The sequence below is a fragment of the Actinomycetota bacterium genome (assembly GCA_040881665.1).
In the GTDB taxonomy this organism is placed as follows: Bacteria; Actinomycetota; UBA4738; order UBA4738; family HRBIN12; genus JBBDWR01.
This window is the reverse complement of the sequence record JBBECT010000004.1, coordinates 523958-548256: the sequence shown is the minus strand read 5'-3', so window position 1 is coordinate 548256 and position 24299 is coordinate 523958. Positions and strand designations below refer to the sequence as shown.

Genomic DNA, 24299 nt, shown 5'->3' with positions numbered 1-24299 from the left:
CGGCCCGCGGGTTGGTATCCTCTCGGGGTTGCCGGGGACCTCGTGCGTCCCTTGGTACCCTCATCACTCTCATGCAGAAGACCGGACCAGCTCATCGGATGTGTCGGCGCGTCGGGGCGCCCTTGTGCGGGCGACCCAACTGCCCGTCCAACAAGCGTCCCTACCCTCCCGGTCAGCACGGCCGGGGCCGAAAGCGCTTCTCCGAGTACCAGGTCCGCCTGCTCGAGAAGCAGAAGCTCCGCGCGATCTACGGAGTGAACGAGGCCCAGATGCGCCGCTACTACGACAAGGCGAGCCGCTCCAAGGGCGTCACGGGGGAGGAACTGATCCGCCAGCTCGAGACGCGCCTGGACGCGGTCGTCCTTCGCCTCGGGTTCGCCCTCACGATGCGCCAGGCACGCCAGCTCGTCTCGCACGGGCACGTGCTGCTCGACGGCAAGCGCGTGAACGTCCCGAGCGCGCGGGTGAAGGAGAACGCCACGATCGAGGTCACGGGCAAGGCGAAGAACTTCGTCTCGGTGCGTGAGGCGATCGAGATCACGCCCCAGCCGCCGAACTACCTCTACCGGAACACCGACCAGGTCCAGGGAACGCTCTCCCGGGTCCCCGAACGCAGCGAGATCCCGCTCCCGGTGGATGTCGAAGAGCGCCTCATCATCGAGTACTACTCCTAGATCCGCGCCCGGCGGTTCGGTCGCCTTCTCGCTACAGCTCCGCCACATCTGTCCCGCTGGTCCGGTGGATCGGTTGCGGTTCCGTCCTGACCGAACGGACACCCTTCCCTCGCGGCCGGACGACCGGCATCCTTCCGGCATGCCGACCTACCTTCCGATCCTGAGCGTCATCGGTGTGGGCGTCGCGTTCGCGATCCTCTGCGCCCTCAATCCGCAGCGATGGCTGCGGTGGCTGGCAGCGTTGCTCCTCGCGGTCCTGTTCGGGATCGGCGTGCTCGTCGCCATGATCCCCGTGCTGGACCGCGTGATGAGCGGCGAGTCATCGCTCGACGAGTACTTCCCGCTCACGGCCGGGATGCTCGCCGGCGACGCCGCATTCCTGGTGGGAGCCGCGATCGCCGCCTGGGCCCCGCCGAAGAGCTAGTCCTCGGGGGGAGGCGCCAGCGCGGCGCGGACGAACGAGATCACCTCCTTCTCACGGCGGCGCAGCGATGCTCGGCTCTTGTCGGGACCGACCACGGCGTTCAGCACGCTCGCCTCGGTGAGGGAGCCGATCACCGCGGTGTAGAGGGTGAACAGCAGCATCGCCGGATCCTGCTTGCGGATCGAGCCCTCGTCCATCCCCGCTTGGAGCGAGATGACGGCGCGCTCGCGCAGCGGATCGAGCACGGCGGAGAAGCGCTCGAACGCGTCCGGGCCCAGCCGCCCGGTCTCGCGCACGAACATCGGGAACTCCGGGAACTCGTCGGCGAGCTCGAAGACCGCGTGGACGACGGCCTCCGCCTTCGACTCGGCCGAGTCCTGGTCCTCGAGGGCGGCGGTGATCGCCGCTCCGACGGTGGCGCCCGCGTTCGTCAGGCACGCCTCGAGCAACGCATCTTTCGTGGGGAAGTAGTACAGGAGCGTCTGCTTGCGGACCCCGACCGCCTTCGCGACCGTGTCGAGGCTGGTGGCCTTGTAGCCGTCGCGGCCGAAACAGCGGATCGCCTCCTCGACGAGCGAGCGACGGCGCTTCTCCCCACCGGTCCGGCTCATGCGGCCGTCGCGGTCAGCGCCATGTCGTTCCCTTCCGCTTGGGGAGCGGTCGGGAGCTCTCCCAGTTCCGCAGCCACTTCGGCCCCTGCGGACCCGTCATGCTCGGGGTCTCGCCCCGCTCCGCGCGCTGGAGGGCATCCCACCAGCTGGTCCGGTCCTCGTCGTGGAGCAGCGTCACCGCCTGCACCATCCGCCGGGACAGCTCCTGGTGGGTCTGGCCCTCCTCGGGGAAGATCGGGCGGCCGTACCGAACCGTGATCGGTGGGCGGCCGGGCTTGGGCCAGAAGCGCCCCTTCGGCATCGCCTGGTACGCGCCGCGGATCCCGATCGGCACGATCGGCACATCGAACTCGATCGCCATCCGCGCCGTCCCGTGCCGGAACCGCTGCATCCACCCGTCGGGACTGCGCGCGCCCTCGGGGAACACGACGATGCTCCAGCCATCGGCGACCAGATCGCTCGCGGTCGCCGTTCCCTTCCCGCCTCCCGTGCGGTCGATCGGGAACCCGCCGTACACGAGCGCGGTGAAGGCCTGTCGCCACCACACGTCGAAGAAGTAGTCCTTCGCGGCGCCGACGGCCGTCCGCCGTTTCCAGCGGGAGGGCAGCGTCGTCATGATCAGCGTCGCATCGAGGTGGCTCGAGTGGTTCGACACGAAGAGCACAGGTCCTTCGAGCCCGTCGAGGTTGTCGGTGCCGTAGACCTCGGGTGAAGTCTGGGACCACACGAGCGGACGCATCAAGTAGTCGAGGATCGCCTCGCGCACGTCGACACCGGTCTCGGTGCGCGCCCAGGCGGTGGGAAAGGTCCAGTCCTGTTTCTCGGGGGTGTGCTCCTCGGCGGTGGCGGGGGTCAGGGAACGGCGACCCCAGCGGAACCCCTTCGCGAGGTCGCGCAGCTCATCGGAGAACGACGGCATCAGCGATCCCCCCTCATCGCACGTCCGCGATCGCGAGCGGCGGGGCGTGGAAGTAGGTGATCGAGGGCGAGCGTCCGACGGTGTCCGAGGCCATCTCGAGCGCGTCGCGGAAGCTCCCCGCCACGCGGTACCCCATCCGCCCACACGTGCGTGGGTCGCCGCCGACGACGATCACGTCGCCCGCGTAGTCGCGACCGTGTGCGCCCCAGTACCACATGTAGAACGGGTGAACGCCGTGGTACGCGTGGCTCGTCCGGTACAGATGGATGTACCACGGATCCTCCGCGTACCGCTGCTCGAACTTCGATTCGATCGTTGCCGGGTCGGTCGTCTCCGACAGGACCTCCTCGAAGAAGTCGATGTAGCTCGGGTGGTGGATCTGGTGGAACTCCCACGGCACCGGGTGGAACATGATCACCGCGCCACCCGGCCGAACGAGCGGCTTGTTGCGATACATGTTGAACAGGTACCCGAGCCCGAGGCAGTGAACGAGGATCGGGTTCATGATGGAGTTCACGTTGTACGGACAGACGTAGGGCAGTCCGAACACGACGACGTCGCTCTGTCCCTGGACCTCGACGAGCTGCTGCTCGTGGAGCTTGGCCAGCGTCCGCTCGTGGACCGGACCGGTCGCCCCCGCGTTCACGCCCGTGATCTTGTACGGCGCCTCGATCCGGCGGAACACCTCCCTGCGGATCCGTGGCGGGGCCAGCTCGTTCGCCTTGCGCGCCGCGAGCATCAGAGCTTGGTCCTTCAGCGACCACTCCCACTCGCGCTTGTTCAGGAAGTCGAGCTCCTTCGGGAACGTCTCGGAATTCAGCGTGGTCTCGATGTTGAAGATCTTGATGCCGGCGTCACGGATCACATCACCCATCCGCTTGGTCGATGCGTGGATCGCCGAGTGCTCCGGACGCGGGTCCATGTAGGAGTTCGAGTGCAGCATCGTGTGCACGTTGTGGTGATGCCGCAGGCTCCGGTACCCGGCGAGACCGACGGGGACCGACTTGTCACCGCCGTCCATCGCCACGAGGTTGATGTTGACGTAGACGACCAGATCGGACGTGGCCGCCCGCTTGGAGATCTCGACCTCCTCGCCCTGATCGGTTGTGCCGATGAACTCCAGGGCCTCGGCGTCCTCCGCGTCGAAGTTGTAGAGGTCGTTCGGCCAGAAGCTGCGGAACACCCGCTCGCCCACGGCGCGCTTGATCTCGTCCGCGGTCATCCTCCGGTGCAGGGCATTCGCGACGATCAGCTGCAGGTCGGTCACGCCCTTGCGCGCGGCGAGCTCGACCACGGCCTCGATGATCCGCTGACGGATGTCGGGCTGCACCATCTGCGGCAACGGCAGCGAGATGTCGTCGAAGGCGATCGTGAGCTTCATCCCCGGCTTCAGCAGGTCGGGGAGCGGTTCGGAGTCGTGCGGGTGCAGCAGCGCCTGGCGGATCGCTCCGTTCACGTCGCGGATCCCCGGGAGCGGATCGGGCGAGTACACGACGCGTGAGCCCAGCGGGAACTTCTGTAGCCGGAATCCCTCGCCCTCGTTGACGAGCAGCGGCGGTGTGCGCTCGTCCACCTCCAAGACGAAACCTGGTCTGGGCACGGCTGTTCCCCTCTCCTAGGCGTTGGGGTCGAAGACGACCTTCGACGTTCCGAGCTTGCCGGCTCCGAGGGCGTGGTCGATCGCCTCACGCCAGCGCCGGAGCGGGTACCGGGCACCGACGATGCCCTCGAGCGGGGATCGCTGGGCGAGCTCGACGGCGAGCTCGAAGGTGCCGCGCGACTCTCCGTCCACACGCTCGACCCCCCCGGTGTAGGCGCCGGCCACCTCGAGCTCGCGGAACCACACCGGCGTGAGGTCGGCACCGCTCGCGGGGATCGCCGAGAGCACGACGCGGCCACCCGCTCTGGTGGTCCGCAGGGCGGTATCGAGGCCCCCGCGGGAGCCGGCGCACTCGATCGCCACGTCGACCCCCCCGAGCAGGAAGTCCGGTCCTCGTTCCGGTGAGAGCTTCATCGTGTGGGACGACCGGCGGACGGCGTTCGTGGCCTGCTTCGGCTCGATCACCTCGTCCGCTCCCATCCGCTCGGCGAGCTCACGCTGCTTGGGGTGCTTCGCCACCACCGTGATCCGGCCGGCGGAGGTCAGGCTGCGCAGGGCGAGCGTCACGAGGGCGCCGACCGTCCCGGCGCCCACGACGAGCACCTCGTCGTTCGGCTCGACCCGGGCGCGCATCGCCGTGTGGATCGCGCACGCGAGGGGTTCGATCAGCACCGCCGCATCGTCGGCCAGGCCGTCGGGAACCACGTGCAGCTGGGAACGGTGCGCGACGAACTGACGGCTCCACCCCCCGCCGGTGTCCTTGCAGTAGCCGGTCTGCAGCCCGGCCGAGACGTGACCGACCGTCACGCGATCGCAGCGCCCACGGTTGCCCGCGGCGCAGTTGCGGCAGGGCGGGTCCTCGCCGCGCGCCAGGCAGGAGAGCACCGGTTCGATCACGACCCGGGTGCCGGAGGCCAGCTCGTCGCAGTCGTCGGCGAGCTCCCCGACGACCTCGTGTCCGAGGACGAACGGGAGCGAGACGAGCGGGGAGAAGTAGAACGAGGACTTGCCGGCCACGGTCGCGAGGTCCGAACCGCAGATCCCCGACAGCAGCGGTTTCACCCCGACCCAGCCGGGACCGGGCACCCGCGGATCCTTCGCGGTCGCGAGCCGCAAGGGCGCGACGGGGCTCGTCACGACGCCGGGCACCCGGCCGGACAGCGCGCGCTCGGTGAGGTAGCGCGGGGCGCTGCGATACAACTCGAGCTGCAGGGCCATCGCTAGCCTCCTCCCCGGCTCATCGGATCGCCGGCTTCGGGAACCGCACGCGCGGCATCGGCGTGCTCATCGCCCACTCCTCGACCGGCCAGCGGCGCTTGCGCGCGATCCGCAGCAGCGCGGAGTCCGGCGAAACCGCGACCGGGTTCCCGACGGCGCGCAGCAGCGGCAGGTCGGAGTGGCTGTCCGCGTACCCGTAGCACTGCTTCAGATCGACGCCGTGATCCGCCGCATACCGGCGCAGCCAGGCTGCGCGAGCCTCTCCGACCAGGGGCGGCGTGGCCATGAAGCCGGTGTAGCGCCCGTCTCGCTCGGCGAGCTCGGCGCCCACCATCACGTCGAACAGCGGGGCGAGCGGCTGGATGAAGATCTCGGCCGCGGCGGTGAGCAGCAACGTGCGATGTCCTGCCGCGCGATGCTCGCGGATCCTCCGGATCGCCGCCGGACTCGCCTTCTGCAACATGAACTCGCCGACGTGGTCGTCGATGATCTCCTGCACGCCTTCGACCGAGGCGCCCTCGTACCGCCGGAAGAACGTGCGGAGGAACTCCCCCCGGTCGCGACGATCGGCCATCAGGTAGCCGGGAACGCGTCCGAACACGTCCACGAGCTCCTTCGGCCAGTCCATCCACTCGAGGTCGGCCATCTTCGTCCAGACGTAGGACTCGACGACGTTGGAGGAGATGATCGTTCCCTCCATGTCGAACACCGCCAGGGTCGGTTCCTCGCGTTCACGGATCTGTACCGACGGCGTGCGCTTCTTCGACGAGAGCTTGCGCAGCGACGAGGTCACGCTCGGACAGTGCACGTCGATCAGGTAGTACTTCCAGTCCACGATCGCCGAGTCGAACGGGAACCGCGCCTTGTCCTGGTCGGTGAGTGAGTCGAACAGTCGCAGCGTGTTCGTGTCGGTGTAGATCACCTCGGCCTCGGTGTAGGTGCCGTACAGGTCCGCGTAGCGCCGGACGAACTCCACCCGAGACTTGTCCCGATCGACGCGCGCGATCAACTCGCGCGTGCGCTTGGACTTCGGGAGCCGGCGCACGGCGGTGTCGGCGATGTCGACGAGTCGCTCCCCGGTGCGGAGCATCCGCTCGACCTTGAGGTTGCCGGGAAAGGTCCAGGTCGGGGGCTTCACGTACCCGCGTCCTCGTTCGGGCAGCGGGTGGGCCTCGAAGTACTCGCGAACCCATTCGTACAGCTCGTAGTACATCAACGGGTTCCGGTCACCCGAGCTCGCGTGGTAGTAGCCGGGCTCGTTCGGCGGCGGCGGGTTCGCCGCGACCGCGAGGATCGTGTTCACCACGAGGTCGGCCGGGATGATATCGACGATCCCCTCGGGGATCCCGGGGAACTCGGTGATCTGTCCTTGCCCGTAGGCCAGGATGATCGGCTCGGCCATCTTGAAGCCCTCGATCCACCCGGGGAACGGGTGGGTGTAGGCGCTCTCGATGATCGATGGACGCACGATCGACAGCGGCAGATCGTGCTCCGCGGCGAGCTCCTCGGTGGCTCGCTCACCCATCGCCTTGGTGAACGTGTAGTTGTCCGGCCAGCCGAGCGTCTGCGCGCGAGCGCGGCCGTAGTGGATCAGGCGCTTGGTCGCCCAGTCCTTCCGTCGTTGCTCGGCGTCGGTCGCGACGGTCTGCGGGCCCGCGCGCGAGTGCTCCTTGCGCGCCTCGTCCATGAAGGAGTCGAGCTGCTCGGGCCGGCGGCTCGCCGCCTCGACGTCGCGGCGGGCCTGCAGCGCGAAGTCCGCTTCGGCGCGCCAGTCGACCTTGTGGTCGAGCGTGCGCTCGAAGATCACGCCCTTCTGAGTCCCCGCGACGTACGCCGTCGACACGTGGACGAGGTGGGGCGTCGAACCGCTGGCGACGATCGACCCGTAGAAGCGCTGGGTCCCGAGCAGGTTCGTCTGGAACCCCTCGTCGATCGGTGGGTCGAACGACACCGCGGCCGCGCAGTGGATCACGAGGTCGAGATCGTTCGGGAAGGAGGGAGCCTCGCGCGTGAAGTCACCCTCCACGACCAGCACGCGGCGGTCGAGCAGCCTCGAGATCCCGTCGTCACCACCTTCCCGTTCCCGGAGCCGGTCGAACAATGGCCGTTTCATCACCTTCTCGAGCCGGCTGCGACCGGAGACGCCGTGCTGGGGGCGGATCAGGACGACGAGCGGCGTGTCGGGGAAGTCGTGGAGCAGCCGCTCGGCCACTGCCTGACCGAGGAACCCGGTCACGCCCGTGACCAGCGTCCTCTTGCCCGCAAGCAGTGCCGGGAGGGAGCGGCCGGGCTCCCCCTCAGGGGTGGGCGAGGCGTCATCCGGGCGAGCCGGGGTGTCTACCATGCGGCAGATTATGCACATCTACCGGTTGGTAGACAAGTCCATCGGACCGAGGGGTCGCGGTACCCGGATCCCGGGCGCGAGCGCGTGCGTCGACCGTGCCCGCCGTCCGCGCCGTGACCGGCGGGGCGAACGCTACGCTCTGGAACGACCGTTCGAGCCGGGCGTCGCCCTGGCTGTCCCCGCTGAGGAGGGTGTGTGGCTCAAGAGGCAACCCGGGCGACACCCGGTCCCGCGTCCTGGAGGGAAGTCTTCCACGGCAGGCGCGGGCGGCTCACGATCGGCCTGTTGCTGCTCGAGGCGTTGATCGCCGTCGAGGCGCTCATCGTCACCACGATCCTTCCCGACGTGCGGAGCGATCTCGGCAACGTGGAACTCTACGGGTGGGCCTTCAGTGCGTTCGCACTCGCGACGTTCGGGTCGATCCCGATCGCGGGGCGCGCAGCCGACCGGTTCGGCACGCGCAAACCCCTGATCGTGATGCTGCTCGTGTACGTCGCCGGTCTCGTGATCGCCGCACTCGCCCCGTCGATGTTCATCATCGTCGTCGGCCGGTTCGTCCAAGGCTCGGGAGCGGGAGCGCTGTACTCCCTCTCACTCGGCACCGTCGCGAAGAGCTACTCGGAGCGGTTGCGTCCGCGCGTGCTCGCGCTGCTCGCTTCGATGTGGATCCTCCCCGGATTGCTCGGACCTCCGGTCGGCGCGGCGATCGCCGGCACGATCGGCTGGCGCTACGCGTTCGTGGCGCCGATCCCCGTGCTGCTGATCGCATCGGCCTTGATCTTCCCCGGACTCGGCAACGTTCCGGGCGCGATCGACGACGAGAGCCACCTGCCGGTCCGCTGGCCTCTGCAGCTGATGCTCGGAGCGGGGATGGTGTTGGCGGCGATCACCGACGTGACCGTCTGGAGCGTTCCTCTGCTCATCGTCGGAGCGGCGATCGGTCTCCCGGCCCTGCTGCACATCGTGCCGCGCGGAACGCTCTCGGCTCGCCCCGGGCTGCCGGCCGCGGCGGCGGCGGCGTTCCTGTTGAGCGGCGCGTTCTTCGCGGTGGACGCGTTCGTGCCCCTGATGCTGACCGAGCTCCGCGGTTTCAGCGTCGCGGTCGCGGGTCTGGTCATCTCCGCCGCGACGGTGACGTGGGCGATCGGAAGCTTCTGGCAGTCCCGGCAAGCCGGCGCGGTGCCGCTCGGACGCCTCGTCACGATCGGCGTCCTGCTCATCTTCCTCGGAACCGTCGGCGTTGCCAGCGGTCTGATCGAAGGATTCCCGATCATCGTCACGTACGTGGGATGGGGCGTGGCGGGACTCGGCATGGGGATCGCGTTCCCCACGATCCCGCTATCGGTGATGAACGCGGCATCGGAGAACAGCCAGGCGGGCGAGCTGTCGTCGACCTTGCTGATGGACATGCTCGGCGTCGGGATCGGAGCGGGACTCGGCGGCAGCGCGATCGCCCTGCTCGAGGAGGGAGGCGCGGCGACGACGGCCGGACTGGCGGGCGCGTTCGTCGTCGGGCTCGTGATGATGCTTCCGTTGCTCGTGATCGCCCGCAGGATCCCCGGGTCGGGTACGGCCTCCGCCCGCGAGACCACTTGACCGAAGCTACACTCGCGTTCATGGAGATCACCGAGCTACAGGAGATCCTGCGGCGCACGTACTACGAGCGCGACGCCGGCCGCGGGCGCGACGCGACCTTCCGCTGGATGACCGAGGAGGTCGGCGAGCTCGCACGCGCGCTGCGGCGCGAGGATCGCGAGAACCTCGAGCACGAGTTCGGCGACGTACTCGCCTGGCTCGGTTCGCTCGCGAACCTATCCGGCATCGACCTCGAGCGCGCGGCATCACGCTACGAGAACGGCTGCCCCAAGTGTGGTTCCGCCCCGTGCGAGTGCCCGTCGTGAGCGAGCAGATCGTCGTGCGATCCGCCCGACCTGGGGACTGGCCCGCCGTTGCCGGTCTGCTCGTCGAGCTCGGGCGCGGCGTGGCCGAGGGAACGGCCGACAACCCCACCCACCAGATGCAGTTCGGAGGCCACCTGCGCCGCCTCGAGGTCGTCAACCTGATCGCAGAGCGCGGCGAGGACTTCCTCGGGGTGCTCGACATGGAGTACCACCAGCGCCTGGGCGACCATCGGCCCCAGGCTCGCGTGAACGACGTCGTCGTCACCGAGCGCGCCCGCGGCGAGGGGGTCGGCAAGCTGCTCCTGAGCCGGGCGGAGGAGCTCGCGCGCAAGCGCGGCTGCTTCCGCATGTCGCTCGTCACGGCCGGATGGCGCGAGGACACGCACAACTTCTACGAACGGCTGGGATGGGCCGACTACGGCAAGTGGTTCGTGAAGCCGCTCGTCGACGACGTCGCCCCCAGTGGCCAGCCGATCCGCGACGACACCTAGCCGTGGACGACACCTAGCCGGGATGGATGGGTGTGTACTCTCCACGCCACTAGGTCGTGGGAGGGCTTGCCAATTCGTATCGTGTGGTGCGACGTTCGCCATGGCGACGCAGCAAACCTTCACGCACGAGAGCATCAAGAACCCGTAGGGCTGCGACCCGATCGAGTCCTGTTGCCTGGCGAACGTCGGCGTTGGTGATGGGACCGGACGCCGCCAGATCGACGACGAGTTCGCGAAGATCCGTGGGCGTCATTCGGAACCACGGCGGGGAAGCTACACTCTCTCCGAGAACGTAGCTCGTTCCACCGCGAGTTCCGGACTGGCGCAAGAAACCTGCATCCCGAAGGCGATGGAGAGCTGCCACTGCCTCTCCCCTATCCACCGCTAGAACCTCACGAACGCGCTTGTTCGTCAGGACCTCGCCCCTCGCCGCCTGGACCAGGAGCAGGCGGTCGCTCGGTCGGATCTCACCTGAGCGCTCAACCTCACGCACCCATGCCTTCTCCTGAGGCGTCACGGCACCCCTGATAGGGAGCTCGACGACCACAGAGTGCCCCCTGTCTCGGAAACTCGGCGGATCCAGCAAGGCTTCAGCCATCGTGTCCTGAATCACGTCGACACCACGACCGAGTTCCTCAGCCAACCGAAGGCGCCGCAAGACCTGAAGCAGCTTGGCGTTCCTCGAGGAGTGGGCGTCGCGGATGTTCTCCTCGGTGACCGGTTCAACCAGTCCCCCTGGGGACGTGACGATCAACCGACTCGGAAAGATCTCGACCTGGATGGGGCGACCAACGTCTTCGTAGCTTCGGTGCGCCACCGCGTTCGCAAGCGCTTCGCGGATGACCACGGTCGGGAGTCGAGGCAACTCCAGCCTTCGAACACCGGTGACCACCACATCGATGCCGAGCTCTTCGACTAGGAAATCCGTTGTACTGACCACTACCTCTTGGACCGAGCCGCGGATCTCGAGGCGGCGATCGTACTCAGATCCCTCGTTGGGAAACCGGAGCACCTCGACGAATGACTTGCTAATCACTGCGGATGGATCCGGTAGGAGGGTTAACGCACCCGCAACGGTGAGGACCGGTCCATCGGGCCCATCAGCTGCCAGCTCTTCATCGATGAATCGTCGGGGGTCCATGTTGACCCACCCATAGGATTCCGCAATCTGACGGATGAGCGGCTGACTGGCATCCGACCACGGGGTCGTTGTTTCGGTCAGGTCGAAACGAGCGAAGGCTCGCGACGATATGAACCGCTGGAGTTCTCCACCGAGAAGAGCCCGATTGCTGGCGCCCCGACGAACTAGCAGCTCGCCCTTCGATGTTTGAGCGAACCCTTGTGTGCGCTGGGCAACGGCAACAACCGTGACTCGTTTATCCCCGACTAGCAGCACATGGATCCAGTACGTCCCGGGCTCGTAGCACGTCGCTACGGCCTGATGGACCACTCGGGAGGCGCCATCAGGGTCACGGCCCACAACCCGACCGCTGTCGTCCACACCGATGAGGATCACCCCACCGTTCGAATTGGAGAAGGCGACTACGGCACGCTGTATCGCGTCCTGCCCCGCCCCCTCCTTCCACTCCACAAGATCGCTTTCCCGAGGGAACGCCTGCGCGAACTCCTGCTCGCTGAGAAGGAACGGGATATCCCCTGACCTGGGATGGAAGGGTGGAAATCCCATTGTTGCCATACTTGACCCTCCTTGACCGTGGCGGATCAAGTATGGCATAACCTGACAAAGTCGAACAGACGTTCGCTACTCAGGTCCGGGGGATCAGAAGCTCCGCGATCTGGACGGCCGTGAGCGCGGCGCCCTTTCGGAGATTGTCGGCGCAGCTGAACAGCAGGAGCTGGTCGTTCCGGCCCGGGGTCTGACGGATCCGGCCGACGAGGGCGACGTCGAGGCCTGCGGACTCGACCGGGCTCGGGTAGACGCCGTTCGCCGGATCGTCACGCAGCTCGACGCCCGGGGCTTCCGCGAGGATCGCGCGCGCCTCCTCGACCGTGATCGGGCGGGAGAAGGTGGCGGCGATCGACACTCCGTGACCGACCACCGTCGGAACCCGCACGCTCGTTGCGGCCACCTCCAGGCCCGGCGCCGAGAGGATCTTGCGCGGCTCGGCCATCATCTTGACCTCTTCCCCGGTGAACCCGTCATCCTGGAACGCGCCGATCTTCGCGACCGCGTTGAAGGCGATCGGCTTGCCGAAGGTGTCTCCTCGGAGCAGCGTGTCGGCGTCGGGAACAGCGAGTTCGGTCTCGAGATCGCCATCGAGGGCGTCGACCTGCTCCTGCAACTCGCGGATCCCCCTCTGACCGGCCCCACTGACCGACTGGTAACTGGAGAGCACGAGTTCGGTGAGGCCGGCCTCGCGGTGGAGCGGACCGAGCGGCAGCACAGCCGTGATCGTGGTGCAGTTCGGCACCGCGACGAGCCTGGGCGGGGGGGATCCCCGAAGCGCCTCGGGATTCACCTCGGGGACCGACAGGGGCACGTCCTCGTCCATGCGGAACACGCTCGAGTTGTCGATGCATGTGACGCCGGCCTCCGCCGCGGTCCGGAGGAAGCGTTCCGACACGGCGGCGCCCGCGGACGCGAGCACGAGATCGGCCTCGGCGAGCGCGACGTCGGTCAGCTCTCGGACCTCGATCTGCTCGCCCCGGAACTCGATCTTCGACCCTGCAGAGCGTGATGAGGCCAGCGGGATCAGCTGGTCGACGGGGAAGGCGCGCTCGGCCAGGATGGCCGTGATCCGGCGACCGACGGCTCCGGTGGCGCCGACGACGGCGACCCGGTAGCCCATCAGACCGCGGCTCCGCGCTCGACGGTCCCCTCGCCGAGCTCGAAGTGGACGTGGACCGCACGCACGGCGCGATCGGCCTCGTCACTGCGGATCACGCACGAGATCCGGATCGACGAGGTCGAGATCATCTCGATGTTCACGCCCTCGGCCGCCAGCACCTGGAACATGTCCGCCGCCACGCCCGGGTGCGACTTCATCCCCGCCCCGATCAGGGAGACCTTCGCGATGCCGTCGTCGACCACGAAGCGGACGGCACCGATCTCCTTCACGATGCGATCCAGCACATCCTGGAGCTTGGGAAGATCGGCCCGCGGCGCGGTGAACGACATGTCCGTTGTGCCCGAATGCGACACGTTCTGGACGATCATGTCGACGTTGATGCCCTCGTCGGCGACGGCCTTGAAGATGTTCGCGGCCACACCCGGACGGTCGGGCACTTCCTCGATCGTGATCTTCGCCTCCGTGTCGTCGAGGGCGACCGCGGAGATCAGCGCCTGCTCCATCCCTTGCGTTCCTTCCTCTTGCACCCAGGTGCCGGGCTCGGCCGTGAACGAGGAGCGCACGTGCACGCGGACACCGTGGCGTCGAGCGTACTCGACCGCCCGCAGCTGCAGGACCTTCGCACCGCTCGCGGCCATCTCGAGCATCTCCTCGTAGCTGACGGCGTCGATCCTGCGCGCGTCCCCGCAGATCCGGGGGTCGGTCGTGTAGACACCGTCGACGTCCGTGTAGATCTCGCAGAAGTCCGCTCCGAGCGCGGCAGCGAGCGCCACGCCGGTCGTGTCCGACCCCCCGCGGCCGAGCGTCGTCACGTCGAGCGTGGTCGAGACGCCCTGGAACCCCGCGACGATCACGACGTTGCCGCCCTCGAGCGCCTCCTTGATGCGACCCGGACGGACGTCGACGATCTTGGCCTTGCCGTGCTCGGTCGTCGTGATGATGCCGGCCTGCGATCCCGTGTAGCTCGCGGCCTTGCACCCACGGGCGTTGATCGCGATCGCCAGCAGGGACATCGCGATCCGCTCCCCGGAGGTCAGGAGCATGTCGAGCTCGCGAGGCTGCGGGGCGGGGGTCAGCGAGTTCGCCATGCCGATCAGATCGTCGGTCGTGTCGCCCATCGCCGAGACGACGACGCAGACGTCGTAACCGTCCTCTCGGGCGGCCACGACACGATCCGCGACGGCACGGATCCGGCCGACGTCGCCGACCGAGGTCCCGCCGTACTTCTGCACGATCACCGGCATGCACCAACGGTACCAACTGCCACCTAACGTCCCTGGTAGGAGGGGTCCGTTCGCGAGATGGGAACCTGGCGGTCGTGCCCGGGCGTCACATGTTCATGACGCTGCGGCATGAGGTTCGTGACAGCACCGACACCGACCCGGGCGATCAGAAGGTGCCGATGGAAACGACCAGCGACGCGGAGCTCGTGCTCCGTTCCAGCCAGCGACCGGAGACCTTCTCGATGTTCTACGAACGTCACGCACGGCCCCTGCTCCGCTTCTTCGCTCGGCGCACGTTCGACCCCGAGACCGCCGCCGATCTCACCGCCGAGACCTTCGCCGAGGCCTTCGCGTCGCGAGCGAGCTTCCGCGGAGAAGGATCCGACGGTGCTGCCTGGCTCTACGGGATCGCGAACCACCAGCTCTCCCGGTTCCGTCGCCGCGGCGGCGTCGACGCGCGAGCGCGAGCCAAGCTGGGACTCCCCGAACGCGAGCTCTCCTCCGAGGACTTCGACCGGATCGAGGAGCTGATCGACTTCGCTCCGCTGCGCGACGACATCGCGCAGGCGCTCGGGGGACTTCCGGACGATCAGCGGAACGCGACGCAACTCCGCGTGATCGAGGAACGCCCGTACGCGGAAGTAGCGGCTGCACTGGACTGTACGGAAGCCACCGCCCGCCAACGCGTGAGCCGTGCGATGCGACGGCTCGCCACCGAACTCGAACCGCGAGCGCGCGAGCTCGAACCCGCTTTCGAGATGGAGGTCAGCGACCGATGACCGACACGAAGATCGACTTCCTGGACCAGCTCGGCGACGATCTCCGTCTGGCCGCCGCCCGTGAAACGGTGTCGCACTCGCCCGCCACTCCTCTGCCGGCACGACGACGTGGCTCGCGTCGCTGGCTGAAGGTCGGAGCGGCAGCGGCGGCGTTCCTCACGGTGGCCGGCATCGTCGGAACGCAGGTGACCGGCGGGGGCGGCGAGGACGATGCCGCGTCGACCTCGGCGGCCATGCCTGAGCGTGCCCTCCAGTCGCCGGCGCCGGCTCCGGAGGACGAGCCCGCCTCCGGGAGCGACTTCGCCCGGGTCGGGAACGGCTCGGACGAAGAGGCATTCGGGTTCGGGAGCAACTACGCCACCGACGATGCAGGGCTGACCGGCGGCGGGGGGAACGGAGCTGTCGAGGACATCCCCGGCGCGGCGGGGATCCCCGGTGAGTTCTCGAAGGTGATCAAGACGGCCGACCTGTCCGTGCAGATCCCGAGGGACACGTTCGGTGACCGGTTCCAGCAGGCCTCGCTGATCGCCGAGGACCTCGGCGGGTTCGTCACGACCCAGTCGGCCGGCGTGCGGTCCGGGTCCCTCGTGATGCGCGTTCCCGCGAGGTACTTCAATCGCGCGCGCGGCCTGCTGAAGGACCTTGGGATCCGGACGGACCGCGACGCGATCCAGAGCGCCGACGTCACGGCGGAGTACCTCGACCTGAAGGCACGTCTGGAGATCTTGCAGGCGCGCCGCACCGCGCTCACGACGCTCCTGCGGAAGGCGAACTCGCTCGAGGAGATCCTGCGGCTGACCAACGCCGTCGACGACGTGCTGATCCGGATCGAGGAGCTCAAGGGTCGCGTCAAGCTGATCAACGATCAGACGAGCAAGGCGACGATCAGCGTCGAGCTGCACGAGGAGGGTGTCGAGCCGCAGGGCGACGACGAGGCAAGCATCCTGGACGCCTGGACGTCGTCGATCGACGGGTTCATCCGGGTGGTCGGCGCGATCGTGATCGGGGTCGGCTACCTGCTCCCGCTGCTCGTGCTCGGAGCGATCGGCTGGTTCGTCGCCCGCTCGATGCGGCGTCGCCCCGCCGAGCGCGGCTGATCCGGAGTCTCAGCGGCGGCGTCGGCGCTGCTGCTGGCGGGGCCGGCCGTTGCTGCCGTTGCCGCTCCGTTGCCGCGATCGGTTCGACTTCGAGCCCTGACCTCCGGTCGGTCCGGCACGGAGGCCGGCTTCGGAGTATTCGGTGTGCAGCTTCAGTTCCCTCGCCATCTTGCCGACTTCGTTGCGCTGCTCGGGCGTCACGAACGTCACTCCCGTGCCGCTGCGGCCGGCGCGAGCGGTGCGCCCGACGCGATGGACGTAGGCATCGCGATCCTCCGGGGCGTCGAAGTTGATCACGTGCGAGATGTGCTCGAGGTCGAGCCCACGCGCCGCGACGTCGGTCGCGACGAGCACGTCGTTGCGTCCGGCGGCGAAGTGGCCGAGCGCCCGTTCGCGCTGCGGCTGGCTCATACCGCCGTGGAGGGCACCGGCGCGGAACCCCTCCTTCTTCAGGTTGCGCGCGAGACGGTCGGCGCCGTGCTTGGTCCGCACGAACACGAGGGTGAGCCCTCGATCGGCGGCCAGCTCCCGCACGAGCGCCCGCTGCTTGTCCGGGCGGTCGACGGCCACGAAGCGATGGATCGCATCCGACACCACGGGTCGGTCGTCCTTGACCTCATGGCGCACCGCGTTCTCCGTGTAGCCAGCGGCGAGCGTGCCGATCTGTCCGTCGAGGGTCGCGGAGAACAGCATCGTCTGGCGCTCGGGACGCAGCAGGTCGAGGATCCTGCGCACGTCCGGCAGGAACCCCATGTCGAGCATTCGGTCGGCCTCATCGAGCACGGCGATCCGGACCCGGTCGAGCCGCAGGAGCTTGCGCGCCACGAGGTCGAGCAGCCGGCCGGGGGTCGCGATCACGATGTCGGCGTGCCGAGCCTTCTTGGCCTGCGGGGTGATGCCCACCCCGCCGTAGACGACCGCGACCTTCAGGCCGCGGACGTCGGCGAGCGCACGGAACTCCTCGGCAACCTGACTGGCGAGCTCGCGCGTCGGAGCGAGGATCAATGCCGACGGCGAACGACCGCTCGTTGTGAGCAGCTCCACGATCGGCACGGCAAACGCGAGGGTCTTGCCCGAGCCCGTCCGCGACTTGGCGAGCACGTCCCTTCCGGCGATCGCGTCACGGAGGACGAGTGCCTGGATCGCGAACGGGGCGTCGATCCCGCGAAGCTGCAGCGCGCGGACGACCTCCCCGGAGACGCCGAGGTCGGCGAACCCCTCGGGAGTGGACGGAGCACGACGCTCGTCGGCGTCGCGTGGAGCGAGTTCGGTCTGGGTCATCACATCTGCCTTCTGCTCGTGAAGCGGCGAGGTCGACGTCGCCGCGAGGAAAAGCGGATGCGTCGTGGGCGGGCGCTGAGCGCGGGAACCCCGTGGATCGGGGCGGCTCGATCACGTCGGGTCTCCGTGGAGGGGGAACGACGTGGAGCGCTACCTGACTAGCAGCGTACCTGACATCTCACGAGCTCGACCGCACGCCCTCCACGAGCCCCAGCGACCGGCGGAGGAAATCGAGCTCGAGATCGAAGCGGCGCTCGACCACGACCTCGCTGCGCGTCATGTGCGTGGCGTTCGGCAGCAGCACCATCTCATGGTGCTTGCCGTGCTCGAACAGCGCCGTCGACAGGCGCAGGGTGTGCGCGACCACGACGTTGTCGTCGGCGAGGCCGTGGAGGAGCAGCAGGGGGCGCTCGAGCCGGCCGGCCAGACGCACCAACGAGCTGCGCCCGTACGCTTCCGGATCGTCCTTGGGGCTGCCCAGGTAGCGCTCGGTGTAGTGGGTGTCGTAGAGCGCCCAGTCGGTGACTGGGGCGCCGGCCACGGCGGCGTGGACGATGTCGGGGCGCTCCAGGACCGCGAGCGCGGCGAGGAACCCTCCGAACGACCATCCGCGGATCGCGACCCGGTCGAGATCGAGCAGGCCCGGATACCTCACCGCCGCGGCGGCCAGAGCGTCGACCTGATCTTCGAGCACCGGACCGGCCAGGTCGGCGCGAACACCGCGCTCCCACGCGGGGCCACGGCCGGGCGTTCCGCGGCCGTCGGTCACGAGCACGGCGAACCCTCGGTCCGCGAACCACTGCGACCCGTGGAAGTCCTGCCGCGCATGCACGACGCGCGCGTGGTGCGGTCCCCCGTACGGGTCGAGGAGCACGGGTAACGGACCCGAGCGGTCCGGTTGCACGTCGCGGGGGATCAGCAGGGCCGACCGAAGCTCCCGCGTGCCGAGCAACGAGAAGGACGGCCGCGTGTCCAGCGGCGGTGGTTCGGCGGACGAGCCGATCACACCGATCCTCGCGCCGTCGCGCCAGACCTCCGCCCTCGTCCGATCGTCCTCGAGCGTGCGGGACAGCGCGACGAGCGTGTCGCCGCCGGTGCTGCCCCAGTGCACACCCGAGGCGGTCGTCAGGGGCTCGGGTGGTCCGGCATCGCCGGGGGTCACGCGGTACAGATGCGTCTCGTACGGATCGGTCGACGCGGTGATCACGATCGTGTCACTGGCCCGAACGATCGACCGCACCTGGAGCCCGGGCGGGGTCACCGGTGATCCGTCGATCGCCAGGCGCCGGGTGTCATCGGCGTCGACAGTCGAGACGAGTCGCCCGTCGGTCAGCCGCGCCGGCGAGCCCGGAACGAGATCGACCCAGGCGTGGTCTCGATCCTCGCGGACGAGCGCGGTCCTTCCGGTCGCGGCGTCGACCTCGAGCACCTGGGTAACGCGTTGGTCGCGCGACTGGACGAGCAGGGTCAGGGGGGCGCTCGGTGTCCACGACACGCGGGCGAGGTAGGGGAACTCCTCACGGTCCCACTGCACCGGCAGCCGAGCGCCGTCGGCAACGTCGAACAGCGCGAGCGAGACGTCGGCGTTCGTCGAGCCGGCGACCGGGTAGCGCACGATTGCGGGAGCCGCGCTCGGGTCGGTTGGATCGGCGATGAACCAGACCGGGACCCGCCGTTCGTCGACCCTGCAGGCGGCGATCCGTTCCCCGTCGGGGGAGAACCAGAACCCGCGGATCCTGCCCATCTCCTCGGCCGCGGCGAACTCCGCGCTCCCCCACGACACGTCCGGGTCGGGATCCGCCGCGAGGATCCGGTCCACACCGCCCGCCACGTCGACGAGATGGAGGGCACCGCCGGCCACGTAGGCGACGCGCGAGCCGGTCGGATCCGGGCGCGGATCGAACACCGGCGGCTCCGCGGACAACCGGCGGGTTTCGCCCGATCCCAGATCGGCGAGGAACAGCGTTGCCCCCGCCGCGAACGTCGCGACCGACACCGCGTCGTCGCAGGCGTAGGCGACGATGCCGCCCGCCGACTCGCGGACGCGCTCCCGGCGCGCGCGCTCGACGGCCGGAAGATCGTCGGCGTCGGCACCCAGCTCGCGCGGATCGGCGATCGAACGCTCGCGGAACCCATCGACATCGAGGACCCACAACGCGTTCGCGTCATCCTCGGGTCCGGACGAGCGCAGGAACACGACGCGCGACCCGTCGGGCGCGACCGTGATCGCCCGAGGAGAGCCGTTCGTGAAGCGACCGGTGCGCGCGTACCGTCGGGGGAACTCTCGTTCCTCCTCGGTGAGCACTACAGCTCCCGGCGGCCTTCGAGCGCCTGCGACAGGGTGACCTCGTCCGCGTACTCGAGGTCGCCGCCGACCGGCAGACCGCTGGCCAGCCGGGTCGCGCGAACACCCAGGGGTTTGAGGAGGGCCCCGACGTACATCGCCGTCGCGTTCCCCTCGAGGTTCGGGTTCGTCGCGAGGATCACCTCGGTGACACCGTCGCGCTCGACGCGGTCGAGCAACTCCTGGATGCGGAGGTCCTCGGGCCCGATGCCGTCCAGCGGCGAGATCGCCCCGCCGAGGATGTGATAGCGACCCTTGATCACACCGGCGCGCTCGATCGTCGCGGCATCCTTCGGCTCTTCGACGACGCATAGCACGGTGGCGTCGCGGCCCGGGTCGCGGCACACACGGCACAGCTCGCCCTCGGCGACGTTGCCGCACTCGCGGCAGAAGGCGATCCGTTCCTTCGCCTCGACGATCACGTGTGCGAGCCGCTTCGCATCGTCGTCGGGAGCCTTCACGAGCCAGAACGCGAGCCGTTGGGCCGATTTCGGCCCGACGCCGGGCAGCCGGGACAGCTCGTCGATCAGATCCTGGATCGGCCCCTCGTAGGCCACCTAAGAACCGTCTCCCTCGACCTCGGCGCCGAGCGCCTCTTTCAGCCGCTTGAGCGCCTCCTCCTCCGAGGGAGGTGGCTCGTCGTCGACCTCGGGGTCGGGTTCGTTCGCCTTCGCGCCGGCCTCGCGGACCACGCACCGGACCTGCGGCGCGATACCGAACACGGCCTCGAGGGCCTCGCGGAGCTCGGGAGCGCGTTCCTCGACCTTCTTCACCCCGAAGGTCCGGTCGGGAGGGAACGCGAGCTCGAGCGTCGAACCGTCGAAGGTGACGGGGGTCGCGGTCTCGAGCAGCGCCTTGAGGATCGGCTGCCGTTGAGCCTGGAGGTGCTCGATGAACGATGGCCAGGACTTGCGGAGCAGCTCGACGTCGACCGACCCGGTGGAGGCCGCGTGGATCACCGGCTGCGCGGGAGGCGTGGGCGCGCTCGCCTTCTCCTCGGGCTTCGCCTTCCGCTTCGACGTCGTGGAGGCGGGCTCGGATCGCGTCGCGTCGCCACCGATCGGTTGCGTCGCCTCGACCGCCTTGGCGACCACGGGAACGGCGTCGTCGGGGGGATCGGTCGCGGGAGACGCCTTCCTTGGGCCGGTTGCCGTGGGCTGTGACGCGGCCGGAGCGGGAGCACTGGTCGCCACGCCGGGAGCACCTTCGAGTCCCGCGAGGCGTTCGAGACGTTCCATCCTCGCGAGCATGCCCACGGGCTGGGGATCGGTCTCGGGCATCGTCGCGCGCACGAGTGCGAGCTCGAGCGAGATGCGTGGTGAGGTGGTCCACCGCATGTCCGCCTGCGCGTCGAGCAGCAGCGCGATCACACGGGAGAGTTCGGCCGGCTGGAACTTCTCCGCCTGCTGACGGAGCCGCTCGTACTCGTCGGGAGTGACGTCGATAAGGTCATCGTGCCCGGGAGCGGTTCGAACGAGCAGCAGGTTACGGAAGTGCTCGAGCGTCTCGGAGGTGAGGTGGCGCAGGTCCTGACCCTCGAGGACGAGCCGGTTGACGATCTCGAACACGCTCTTCGCGTCGCCGACCGCGACCGCGTCGGCGAGCTCGCGTTGGATCTCGGCACGCGGCGTTCCCAGCATCGTCGCGACCACGGCATCGTCGACCTCGCCGCCTCCGGCGATCACCATCGCCTGATCGAGCAGCGACAACGAGTCGCGGAACGAGCCCTCCGCCTGGCGCGCTATCGCCGCTGCGGCCGTGCTGGTCAAGCCGACACCCTCGTCCTTCGCGATGTGCTCGAGATGATCGGAGATCGTGTCGAGCGAGGCGCGCCGGAAGTCGAACCGCTGGCACCGCCCGACGATCGTGGCCGGCATCTTGTGCGGCTCGGTGGTCGCGAGGACGAACCGGACGCCTGGAGGCGGCTCCTCGAAGACCTTCAACAGGGCGTCGAACGCCTCTCGGGAGAGCCGCTGCGCCTCGTCGATTATGTAGACCTTCTCGCGACCGTACGCCGGAGCGGTCGGAGCCTTCTCGCGCAGGTCACGGGCATCCTCCACACCCCCGTGGGATGCGGCGTCGATCTCGAAGACATCGATGTGATGGCCGTCGCGGATCGCCACGCACTGGTCGCATGTGCCGCACGGTTCGGCCGTCGGACCCTGCTCGCAGTTGACCATCTTCGCGAGGATCCGAGCGGTCGAGGTCTTGCCGGTACCTCGGGGCCCACAGAACAGGAACGCGTGCGCGAGGCGGTCCTCGGCGATCGCGCCCGTCAGGGCGCGCACGACGTGGTCCTGGCCGAGGATCTCCTGAGGGTTCTGTGGGCGGTAACGCCGGTACAGCGCCTGGTGTGGTCGATCCTCGGCCATCGGTATCCCCTCTATGCCCCGCGGCGAAGCTGTAAGGGTGACCGTGCACCCGCCGTTGACCGCGGACGGCACGAACGCTTCGACGGCCGGTGGCTCCGGCCAGGCGTCCCTACGGCACCCACCAGGGCCCGCTTACCGCTGCTTCCTTCCGGACCTGACGGGGTTCGCAGGTTGGTGTCGCGTAGGACCCGACCATCATCGCTCCGTGCCGAGGGCTGCCTCGACCATCCGGGCCGCGGGCGGGGATTCGGCCCCGGTAAGCGGATTCCGGGTACAGGGCACCGCTGGCTCCCCGCCTAGCACGGTCACCGCCCGCGAGTATACGGGCGCGCTCGGATACGCCGTGCGGGTCGTTCGGTAGCCTGGCTCGATGCATCCGATCCGCTCGATCGTCGTTGACTTCGACGGAACGGCATGCCTCGATGACGTGTCCGAGGTGCTGCTCGAGCGGTTCGGTACCGCCGATTGGCGCGACTGGGACGAACGGGTCGATCGGGGGGAGGTGGGCTTGCGCGAGGCCGCGCAGGCGCAGGCGGCCCTCCTCGATACCGATCGCGAAACGATGATCGATTTCGCGCTCGATCAGTGCCGCATGGACCCGACGTTCCGTCCGTTCGTCTCGTGGGCCGAGGCGCACGACCTCCCGGTCGAACTGGCGAGCGACGGCTTCGCCTTCTACATCCCACCGCTGCTCCAGCGGGAAGGTCTCGGCCACCTCGAGGTCATCACGAACCGGCTGTCGTTCGACCACGACGGCGGACCGGCCGCGCTCTCGCATCCGAACGCGCATCCGGAATGCAACGGGTGTGGGACCTGCAAGATGCTCGTCGTGCAGCGAGCCCGGCGCGAGTACGGACCCGTGGCGTTCATCGGGGAAGGACTGTCGGATCGCTACGGAGCCCTCTACGCGGACGTCGTGTTCGCGAAGGACGCCCTCGTCGCCATCTGCCGGTCCGACGGGGTGCCGTTCCTGCCGTACGAGGACTTCCAAGATGTCCGGACCGTGCTCGAGGAGATCGACGGACTCCCGGGCGCTGTCGAGCCGCCGACGTGCCCGGGATGGAGCACGCCCTGACGCACGGGGCGTTGCCCGACGGCTTCCGGTTCCGCCCGCCGACGCCCACGGACCTCGAGGAGGTCACTGCGCTGTACCGCGCCGGGGAGCTCCACGACGAGGGCGAGTCCTCGATGAGCACGGAGGACGTCCGCGGCGAGTGGGAACGTCCCGGGTTCAACGTCGGGGTCGACGCAACCGCCGTGATCGACAGCAGCGGAGCGATCGTCGCCGAGGGTGAATTGTTCCGGGAACGGCTCGAAGCGACGGTGCATCCTTCCTCGCGAGGCCTCGGGATCGGCAGCGCGTTGCTGTCGTGGCTCGAGGAACGGGCGCTCGCACAACGCCCCGATGGACCGCTGCGCGTCGGTCAGGGCGTGCCCGATCGCGCGACCGGGACGGTGGCCCTGTTCCGATCCCGCGGGTACGAGGCCGAACGGGTCGCCTGGACCTTCCGCCTGCCCTCGGAGGTCGAGATCGACGACCGACCGCTTCCCGACGGGGTCCGGATCCGTCCGTTCCGTCCCGAGACCGAGACCCGCGCCGTCCATCGGGTGATCGACGACGCCTTCACCGAGTGGGAGGAACGAGGGTCGGAACCCTTCGACCTGTGGCGCGCGACCTCGATCGATCGCGCCGACTTCGACCCCTCCCTGCTCCTCGTGGCGGTCGAAGGGCCCGACGAGGACATCGTCGGCGCCGCCTTCGGACTCGTCACTCCCGAGGAGGGGTGGGTCCACGACCTCGCGGTGCGCGCCGACCGTCGCGGACGGGGGATCGCGCAAAGCCTGCTGCGCGAGGCGTTCGGCGCGCTGCGCTCACGAGGCGCCTCGCAGGTCGGCCTGTCCACCGATTCACGAACGGGTGCGAAGGACCTGTACCTGAAGGTCGGGATGGTCGTGCACAACAGCTACGCGTACTGGAGCAAGCGCTTGCGCTGAGCTCCAACGTCGCCCGGTCCGTATCCGGGGCGTCATCACGGGTGCTCACACCTCATGTTCCGAGAACGCTCCAGTGAGTGTGTGACCCGCACCCGCACACGACGTCGACGAGAGACAATGAGCGCGTGCCGCCTCGAGGGCTGACCGACGACAGAGACCCGTCCTCACCATTCAGTGGACGGTGGCGATGGGCGGGCGACCCGAGGTTCATCGCCT

Annotated in this window: 21 protein-coding genes and 1 other RNA gene; 9 read left to right on the top strand and 13 right to left on the bottom strand. The window is 68.7% G+C overall.

What is annotated here, in order from left to right:
* The first annotated feature begins 71 nt into the window (after window positions 1-71).
* The gene (gene rpsD, locus WEF05_03660; protein MEX1100993.1) at window positions 72-674 is read left to right on the top strand and encodes a 30S ribosomal protein S4; all 603 of its coding nucleotides are present in this window, start codon (window positions 72-74) and stop codon (window positions 672-674) included.
* Between the two features lie 139 nt (window positions 675-813).
* Window positions 814-1098 carry a hypothetical protein gene (locus tag WEF05_03655; protein MEX1100992.1) on the top strand — a complete coding sequence of 95 codons (285 nt, stop codon included), beginning with the start codon at window positions 814-816 and terminating at the stop codon, window positions 1096-1098.
* Here the strand turns inward: WEF05_03655 and WEF05_03650 are convergent.
* Genes WEF05_03650 through WEF05_03630 form a run of 5 tightly spaced genes read right to left on the bottom strand, consistent with a single transcriptional unit; the run spans window position 1095 to window position 7790 of the window.
* On the bottom strand, window positions 1095-1709 hold the full coding sequence (locus tag WEF05_03650) for a TetR/AcrR family transcriptional regulator (GenBank protein MEX1100991.1): 615 nt from the start codon (window positions 1707-1709) through the stop codon (window positions 1095-1097). The genes WEF05_03655 and WEF05_03650 overlap by 4 nt on opposite strands.
* Window positions 1710-1722: 13 nt before the next feature.
* Window positions 1723-2628, bottom strand: a complete 906-nt coding sequence (locus WEF05_03645; GenBank protein ID MEX1100990.1) for a lysophospholipid acyltransferase family protein — start codon at window positions 2626-2628, stop codon at window positions 1723-1725.
* A 13-nt stretch (window positions 2629-2641) separates the two neighbouring features.
* Window positions 2642-4228 (bottom strand): lactate racemase domain-containing protein, encoded by a 1587-nt coding sequence (locus tag WEF05_03640; protein ID MEX1100989.1) that lies wholly within the window; start codon window positions 4226-4228, stop codon window positions 2642-2644.
* 15 nt (window positions 4229-4243) lie between these two features.
* Window positions 4244-5446, bottom strand: a complete 1203-nt coding sequence (locus WEF05_03635; GenBank protein ID MEX1100988.1) for a zinc-binding dehydrogenase — start codon at window positions 5444-5446, stop codon at window positions 4244-4246.
* A 19-nt stretch (window positions 5447-5465) separates the two neighbouring features.
* Window positions 5466-7790 carry an HAD-IB family hydrolase gene (locus WEF05_03630; protein MEX1100987.1) on the bottom strand — a complete coding sequence of 775 codons (2325 nt, stop codon included), beginning with the start codon at window positions 7788-7790 and terminating at the stop codon, window positions 5466-5468.
* 195 nt (window positions 7791-7985) lie between these two features.
* On the opposite strand from WEF05_03630, the gene WEF05_03625 reads away from it, so the two are divergent.
* From WEF05_03625 to WEF05_03615, 3 genes are read left to right on the top strand one after another with little or no spacing between them, the layout of a single operon-like run.
* Window positions 7986-9386 carry an MFS transporter gene (locus WEF05_03625; protein MEX1100986.1) on the top strand — a complete coding sequence of 467 codons (1401 nt, stop codon included), beginning with the start codon at window positions 7986-7988 and terminating at the stop codon, window positions 9384-9386.
* A gap of 20 nt (window positions 9387-9406) precedes the next feature.
* Window positions 9407-9691, top strand: a complete 285-nt coding sequence (locus WEF05_03620) for a MazG nucleotide pyrophosphohydrolase domain-containing protein (GenBank protein ID MEX1100985.1) — start codon at window positions 9407-9409, stop codon at window positions 9689-9691.
* The gene (locus WEF05_03615) at window positions 9688-10182 is read left to right on the top strand and encodes a GNAT family N-acetyltransferase (GenBank protein ID MEX1100984.1); all 495 of its coding nucleotides are present in this window, start codon (window positions 9688-9690) and stop codon (window positions 10180-10182) included. The genes WEF05_03620 and WEF05_03615 overlap by 4 nt, the downstream gene beginning before the upstream one ends.
* 49 nt (window positions 10183-10231) lie before the next feature.
* Here WEF05_03615 and WEF05_03610 read toward each other — a convergent pair whose 3' ends face one another.
* The 3 genes from WEF05_03610 to WEF05_03600 all read right to left on the bottom strand — a co-directional run bounded on the left by WEF05_03610 (window position 10232) and on the right by WEF05_03600 (window position 14236).
* Window positions 10232-11878 (bottom strand): ATP-binding protein, encoded by a 1647-nt coding sequence (locus WEF05_03610; GenBank protein ID MEX1100983.1) that lies wholly within the window; start codon window positions 11876-11878, stop codon window positions 10232-10234.
* A gap of 70 nt (window positions 11879-11948) precedes the next feature.
* Window positions 11949-12992 carry an aspartate-semialdehyde dehydrogenase gene (locus WEF05_03605; GenBank protein ID MEX1100982.1) on the bottom strand — a complete coding sequence of 348 codons (1044 nt, stop codon included), beginning with the start codon at window positions 12990-12992 and terminating at the stop codon, window positions 11949-11951.
* Complete coding sequence (locus WEF05_03600) at window positions 12992-14236, bottom strand: aspartate kinase (GenBank protein MEX1100981.1); 1245 nt, start codon at window positions 14234-14236, stop codon at window positions 12992-12994. Before WEF05_03600 ends, WEF05_03605 begins: the two co-directional genes overlap by 1 nt.
* A gap of 74 nt (window positions 14237-14310) precedes the next feature.
* Here WEF05_03600 and WEF05_03595 point away from each other — a divergent pair, with 74 nt between their 5' ends.
* Together WEF05_03595 and WEF05_03590 are read left to right on the top strand one after the other, a co-directional pair.
* Window positions 14311-14994 carry an RNA polymerase sigma factor gene (locus WEF05_03595; protein ID MEX1100980.1) on the top strand — a complete coding sequence of 228 codons (684 nt, stop codon included), beginning with the start codon at window positions 14311-14313 and terminating at the stop codon, window positions 14992-14994.
* Window positions 14991-16091, top strand: coding sequence for a DUF4349 domain-containing protein (locus WEF05_03590; protein MEX1100979.1), 1101 nt, complete (start codon window positions 14991-14993; stop codon window positions 16089-16091). The genes WEF05_03595 and WEF05_03590 overlap by 4 nt, the downstream gene beginning before the upstream one ends.
* Before the next feature lie 9 nt (window positions 16092-16100).
* Here the strand turns inward: WEF05_03590 and WEF05_03585 are convergent, their stop codons facing one another.
* The 5 genes from WEF05_03585 to ffs all read right to left on the bottom strand — a co-directional run bounded on the left by WEF05_03585 (window position 16101) and on the right by ffs (window position 22393).
* A complete protein-coding gene (locus WEF05_03585; protein ID MEX1100978.1) occupies window positions 16101-17372 on the bottom strand; it encodes a DEAD/DEAH box helicase in 1272 nt (423 codons plus the stop codon).
* Window positions 17373-17550: 178 nt separating this feature from the next.
* A complete protein-coding gene (locus WEF05_03580) occupies window positions 17551-19677 on the bottom strand; it encodes a prolyl oligopeptidase family serine peptidase (GenBank protein ID MEX1100977.1) in 2127 nt (708 codons plus the stop codon).
* Window positions 19677-20273: a recombination mediator RecR gene (recR, locus tag WEF05_03575; protein ID MEX1100976.1), complete on the bottom strand. Its 597-nt coding sequence runs from the start codon at window positions 20271-20273 to the stop codon at window positions 19677-19679. The genes WEF05_03580 and recR overlap by 1 nt, the downstream gene beginning before the upstream one ends.
* The gene (gene dnaX, locus WEF05_03570; GenBank protein ID MEX1100975.1) at window positions 20274-22088 is read right to left on the bottom strand and encodes a DNA polymerase III subunit gamma/tau; all 1815 of its coding nucleotides are present in this window, start codon (window positions 22086-22088) and stop codon (window positions 20274-20276) included. It lies immediately after the preceding gene.
* A 41-nt stretch (window positions 22089-22129) separates the two neighbouring features.
* Window positions 22130-22393, bottom strand: an RNA gene (gene ffs, locus WEF05_03565) — signal recognition particle sRNA large type.
* Window positions 22394-22458: 65 nt separating this feature from the next.
* On the opposite strand from ffs, the gene WEF05_03560 reads away from it, so the two are divergent.
* Together WEF05_03560 and WEF05_03555 are read left to right on the top strand one after the other, a co-directional pair.
* Window positions 22459-23163, top strand: coding sequence for an MtnX-like HAD-IB family phosphatase (locus WEF05_03560; GenBank protein MEX1100974.1), 705 nt, complete (start codon window positions 22459-22461; stop codon window positions 23161-23163).
* Window positions 23148-24083 (top strand): GNAT family N-acetyltransferase, encoded by a 936-nt coding sequence (locus WEF05_03555; GenBank protein MEX1100973.1) that lies wholly within the window; start codon window positions 23148-23150, stop codon window positions 24081-24083. The genes WEF05_03560 and WEF05_03555 overlap by 16 nt, the downstream gene beginning before the upstream one ends.
* Window positions 24084-24299 lie beyond the last annotated feature (216 nt).